Below are 271 nucleotides of genomic sequence, written 5' to 3' on the forward strand. Positions count from 1 at the left end.
ATGTGCTCACGGGTCTGCGGCATCGGGCCGTCAGCGGCAGAACACACCAGAATCGCGCCGTCCATCTGGGCAGCACCGGTGATCATGTTCTTGACGTAGTCGGCGTGGCCCGGGCAATCAACGTGAGCGTAGTGACGGTTGTCCGTCTCATACTCAACGTGCGCCGTGGAGATGGTGATGCCGCGCGCTTTTTCTTCAGGCGCACCGTCAATCTCGTCATATGCTTTTGCAGTCGCACCGCCAGCTTCCGCCAGCGTCATGGTGATTGCAG

General features: G+C 60.1%; 1 protein-coding gene. It reads right to left on the bottom strand.

Going from position 1 to position 271, the window contains the following annotated elements; all coding sequences use genetic code 11:
• Positions 1-271, bottom strand: a 271-nt coding sequence (locus E1180_RS00015) for a GTP-binding protein (RefSeq protein ID WP_244313905.1), incomplete at both ends; no start/stop codon positions are given.

It is taken from the genome of Roseibium denhamense (assembly GCF_009711415.1).
Classification (GTDB): Bacteria; Pseudomonadota; Alphaproteobacteria; order Rhizobiales; family Stappiaceae; genus Roseibium; species Roseibium denhamense.